Annotated in this window: 6 protein-coding genes; all 6 read left to right on the top strand. The window is 54.2% G+C overall.

Annotated elements, in window-relative coordinates; all coding sequences use genetic code 11:
- The first annotated feature begins 262 nt into the window (after nt 1–262).
- Nucleotides 263–706 carry a GatB/YqeY domain-containing protein gene (locus tag LPA02S_RS10760; protein ID WP_054651802.1) on the top strand — a complete coding sequence of 148 codons (444 nt, stop codon included), beginning with the start codon at nt 263–265 and terminating at the stop codon, nt 704–706.
- A gap of 131 nt (nt 707–837) precedes the next feature.
- Nucleotides 838–1,884: a PhoH family protein gene (locus tag LPA02S_RS10755; protein ID WP_082405530.1), complete on the top strand. Its 1,047-nt coding sequence runs from the start codon at nt 838–840 to the stop codon at nt 1,882–1,884.
- 9 nt (nt 1,885–1,893) lie between these two features.
- Entirely contained in the window at nt 1,894–2,355 is a 462-nt protein-coding gene (gene ybeY / locus LPA02S_RS10750) for an rRNA maturation RNase YbeY (RefSeq protein ID WP_056956878.1), read from the top strand.
- A 10-nt stretch (nt 2,356–2,365) separates the two neighbouring features.
- On the top strand, nt 2,366–2,776 hold the full coding sequence (locus tag LPA02S_RS10745; protein WP_054651804.1) for a cytidine deaminase: 411 nt from the start codon (nt 2,366–2,368) through the stop codon (nt 2,774–2,776).
- Nucleotides 2,769–3,674, top strand: coding sequence for a GTPase Era (gene era / locus LPA02S_RS10740; protein ID WP_054651806.1), 906 nt, complete (start codon nt 2,769–2,771; stop codon nt 3,672–3,674). The genes LPA02S_RS10745 and era overlap by 8 nt, the downstream gene beginning before the upstream one ends.
- 115 nt (nt 3,675–3,789) lie before the next feature.
- On the top strand, nt 3,790–4,554 hold the full coding sequence (recO, locus tag LPA02S_RS10735; protein ID WP_056956879.1) for a DNA repair protein RecO: 765 nt from the start codon (nt 3,790–3,792) through the stop codon (nt 4,552–4,554).
- Nucleotides 4,555–4,628 lie beyond the last annotated feature (74 nt).

The raw sequence follows: 4,628 nt of genomic DNA, 5'->3' as shown, positions 1-4,628 counted from the left end.
GGAGCGCCCCACGTAAGCCGTAGTTCACCGGTCCGACCGACGCAGCCGTGAACCACTACCGTATCAGCCTACGGCGCAGGCACGTAAGCCGCAGTCCCCAAACCCACGCGCGTTCATAACCGCACACTATCGCCTAGCAGCCCCCACCGCAAGCTGCAGTAAATGCAACCTTGGTGACTGTACGCGAACAGTGTTAAAGTAGTCTTTGGTTAATAAACGCAGTGTGCTCTGCACTAAATATGTTTAAAGGATGGTTATGAAGATGGCTCTCAACGAAACGTTAATGGAAGACCTCAAAACGGCAATGAAGGCGCACGACAAGATTGCGCTGAACGTGGTGCGTTCACTTAAAAGCGCCTTGACTAACGCAAAGATTCAGGCTGGTCATGATTTGAGTGAAGACGAAGAGGTTGCAGTTTTATCCACGCAACTCAAGCAGCGTAAGGAATCCCTGGAAGAATTCACTAAGGGCGGTCGTCAGGACTTAGCTGATGAAACCAACCAGGAAATTACGATTGTACAGCGGTACTTGCCACAACCACTATCTGACGAAGAGGTGGGTGCCATTGTGGACGAGGCCATCAGCAGTACCGGCGCGACTAGCGCCAAGCAGTTCGGCCTGGTCATGAAGGCGGTAATGCCTAAGGTTAAGGGCAAGGCAGATGGAGCCGTTGTCAGCCGGTTAGTGAAGGAAAAGTTGAACTAACTAGTGGCGACGGTAAGCAGGGGTGTTGGCGAACAACCAGCACCTCTTTTGCATACTGGCAGTAAGTAGAACGGTTTGCGACACCGCTAACTGTGGTAAACTGGTGATAAACAATTTCAGGGGGCGTGTTCTTGGCAACGGACTCAGTTACGAAAACATTATCTATTGAGTCGGTCGATCAGATGATTAACCTGATTGGCGTAAACAACTCAAACCTTACCGTGATTCAGGAAGGCCTGAACGTGGACATGGCCGTGATTGGCCAGGACATCCGCATTACCGGGAGTAGTGCGGATACTAGCGCCGCTTATCAAGTGTCGACGGCGCTTTTGTCGTTGCAACAGCAGGGCATCCAGCCATCCGGACAGGACGTAGTCAGTGCGGTCAAAATGGCGCAGAAGGGCACCTTGGAGTACTTTGCGGATTTGTACACGGAATCGCTGATTAAGGACACCAAGGGCAAAGCTATCCGGGTCAAAACCTTTGGCCAGCGTCAGTACGTTGACGCCATCAAACACAATGCGGTCACGTTTGGTATCGGCCCTGCTGGTACTGGTAAAACCTTCCTGGCCGTCGTCATGGCCGTGGCAGCACTTAAAGCGGGTGAGGTCGAGCGCATCATCGTGACGCGACCGGCAGTTGAGGCGGGCGAAAATCTTGGTTTCCTACCCGGCGACCTCAAGGAAAAGGTCGACCCGTACCTGCGGCCTATTTATGACGCACTTCACGCCGTTCTGGGCACGGAGCACACCAACCGTTTGATGGAGCGCGGGGTCATTGAGATTGCTCCGCTAGCCTATATGCGTGGGCGCACGTTGGATTCCGCCTTTGCAATTCTGGATGAGGCGCAAAACACCACCCAAATGCAGATGAAGATGTTCCTCACGCGTTTGGGTTTTAATTCCAAGATGATTGTAAACGGTGATGTTTCGCAAATTGATTTACCCAGCAAGGGCCGCAGCGGTCTGATTCAGGCTGAGCAGATTTTGACGCGGGTTCCACACATCCGGTTTGTCCACTTTGGCACGGACGACGTGGTGCGCAACCCCGTAGTTGCCGATATCATCGCCGCCTATGACCGCGGTACCAACGGGCCGGGCAGTAAGCAGGCGGCCAAACAGGCAGAGCAGCGCGAAGACCGCAAAGATGCAGCGACAAAGAAACCGACCGATGAATAAGGAGACAGCATGGATCTAAGCTTTTTTGATGAAGACCATTTATTAACTGATGAGGACGCAGCCCTTGTGCCGCGCTTGGTTGACTTTGCCGCGGAGCAATTACACTCGGCACCCGATACCGAAATGTCGATTACCATTGTCAGTGATGAGGAAATTCGCCGCATTAACCGTGAGTACCGCGATACGGACCGCGTAACCGACGTCATCAGCTTTGCGATTGAGGATGGTGATAAGGAACAGTTGAGCGGCTTTGAGGGGATCCCGGAGAATATTGGCGACCTCTTCATCGCCCCCGGTAAGGTGCGCGAACAGGCGGCCGATTATGGGCACAGCTTCCAGCGTGAGCTCGGCTACACCGTCGTTCACGGATTCCTGCACCTAAATGGGTATGATCATATTCAGCCTGAGGACGAGGCGGTCATGATCCCGTTGCAGGAAAAGATTTTATCGGCCTTCGGCTTGGAACGGTAGAGGGAAATTGATGGATAAAACACAGATTGAACAGTTAGTGAATGAGGCTAAAGCAGCTCGCGAACACGCGTACACGCCATATTCACACTTTAATGTGGGGGCGGCCGTGGTCACCGACGACGGGCAACATTACCGTGGCGCCAACATCGAGAACGCGTCCTTCGGGTTGACCATGTGCGCCGAACGTAACGCCATCTTTGCGGCGGCCAGTGCGGGTGAGCGACATCTCGCCGCTATCGCGGTCATCGCCGACACGGAAACGGGCGTCTCGCCATGCGGGGCATGCCGCCAAGTCATGACGGAATTTGCCGACGCGGACACGCCAGTATTTCTCGCCAACCTGCAGGGTCGCATTGACACGACCACCGTGGGCGCATTGCTACCGGGTTACTTCACCAAGGGGGATATGGACCATGACTGAACACCATTCTGGATTTGTCGCAATTATTGGTCGGCCGAACGTGGGTAAATCCACCTTCATGAACCGAATCTTAGGTGAAAAGGTGGCCATCATGTCACCTAAGGCGCAAACCACGCGTAACAAGATCAACGGTATTTACACTGCGCCTGACGTACAGATTGTCTTCGTTGATACCCCCGGGATTCACAAGCCACAGAACGCGTTGGATGACTACATGGACCAGGCTGCATTATCGACGCTGAACCAGGTCGATGCCATTCTGTTCATGATTGCTGCTGACGAACAGCCAGGCAAAGGTGACCAGTGGATTATTGACCAGCTTGAACATGTCACTAAACCAGTTTACCTGCTGGTGAACAAAATTGACGCCGTGCACCCAGATGATCTGTTGCCGTTGATTGAGAAGTACAATGGTATGTACGACTTTGCCCAAGTGTTCCCCATCTCGGCGACCGAAGGCAATAACGTTGACGAGTTGCTGACCCAGTTAACCGCGGAACTGCCGGAGGGACCGCAGTATTATCCTGACGACGAATTAACTGACCACCCCGAATACTTTGTGGTGGGCGAACTGATTCGGGAAAAGATTTTGACTCTTGTCCACGACGAAGTTCCTCACGCTACGGCGGTGGTCGTTGAACGCATGAAGGATTACGAGGGTGGTAAGCTCCAAATTGAGGCTACCATCTTCGTAGAACGTTCCGGACAAAAGGGTATCATTATTGGCAAAGGTGGCGCGATGCTGAAACAAATCGGGATTAAGTCCCGGCAGGACATCGAGGCGCTACTGGGCGAACCGGTCAACCTGAAGTTGTGGGTTAAGGTCCAGAAGGATTGGCGCGACAATAACGCGTACCTGAAGACCCTAGGGTACAACAAAAAGGATTTACGTAATTAAGGAATGGTGACCGTGTTTACGCACGGTCGTCTAATGGTGTCTGATGTTGACCAGCATGTGCATGGTGAACTGGGCACCTTTTTCAACGGGCCAAGACTGAGAGGAGGGGTGGTCAATGCAAAGTGCACCGGAAAAATTTCGGGGTATTGTGATTAGTCGACAGGCATATCGCGAGTCCGACCTGTTGGTTAAGATACTGACGGACCGGTTTGGCACCAAAATGTTCATGTTTAACCGGGCGCGTAAACCTGGGTTCAAACTCGCCGCGGCTATTCTGCCCTTCACCAGTGCCACCTACGAGGGTACCGTGCGGGCTGACGGCCTGTCGTTTATCCGGCAGGCGGCCGACCTCAGCGCCCATCCCCACATCAGCGCCGATATTGAAACGGACGCATATGCCACGTACATTTTGGCGCTCATCGACATGGCCTATCCCGACGGTGAGCCGATTCCGCAGTGGTTTGACTTTGCGGCCAGTGCGTTGCGGCGCATCGACGAGGGCGTAGACGCGGCCATCCTCACCAACATTGCGGAGGTGCAGTTACTGGCGGCGTTTGGCGTGGCACCACACTGGGAGGATTGCGTTGTTTGTCACCGGACGGACCTACCACTCGACTTTTCGGAAAAGTACGGTGGTTTGCTGTGTCGCGACCACTGGGAGCTAGACGGGCGCCGGTATCACGCCTCCGCAAAGGCCATCTACCTACTCCGGCTGTTTGCCACGGTACCGTTATCGCGGCTGGGCCAGGTAAACGTGGCGCCAACCACGCGGCGAGAATTACGGGTGCTGCTGGACCGCATCTACGACGACATGGTGGGCGCCACGCCGCGGGCGAAGCGCTTCATCGACCAAATGGGGCAATGGCAGCAACATTTGTAAGCGGAGCTGACCGATCGGACGGTGCGATTGTGCCCGTTGTTGGCGTAGTGGAGTCAGACCGCGTCGGACGGACC

It is taken from the genome of Lacticaseibacillus pantheris DSM 15945 = JCM 12539 = NBRC 106106 (assembly GCF_001591865.1).
Lineage (GTDB): Bacteria > Bacillota > Bacilli > Lactobacillales > Lactobacillaceae > Lacticaseibacillus > Lacticaseibacillus pantheris.
Note: the sequence above shows the minus strand (reverse complement) of the source record. Positions and strands in the feature narration are given on the sequence as shown.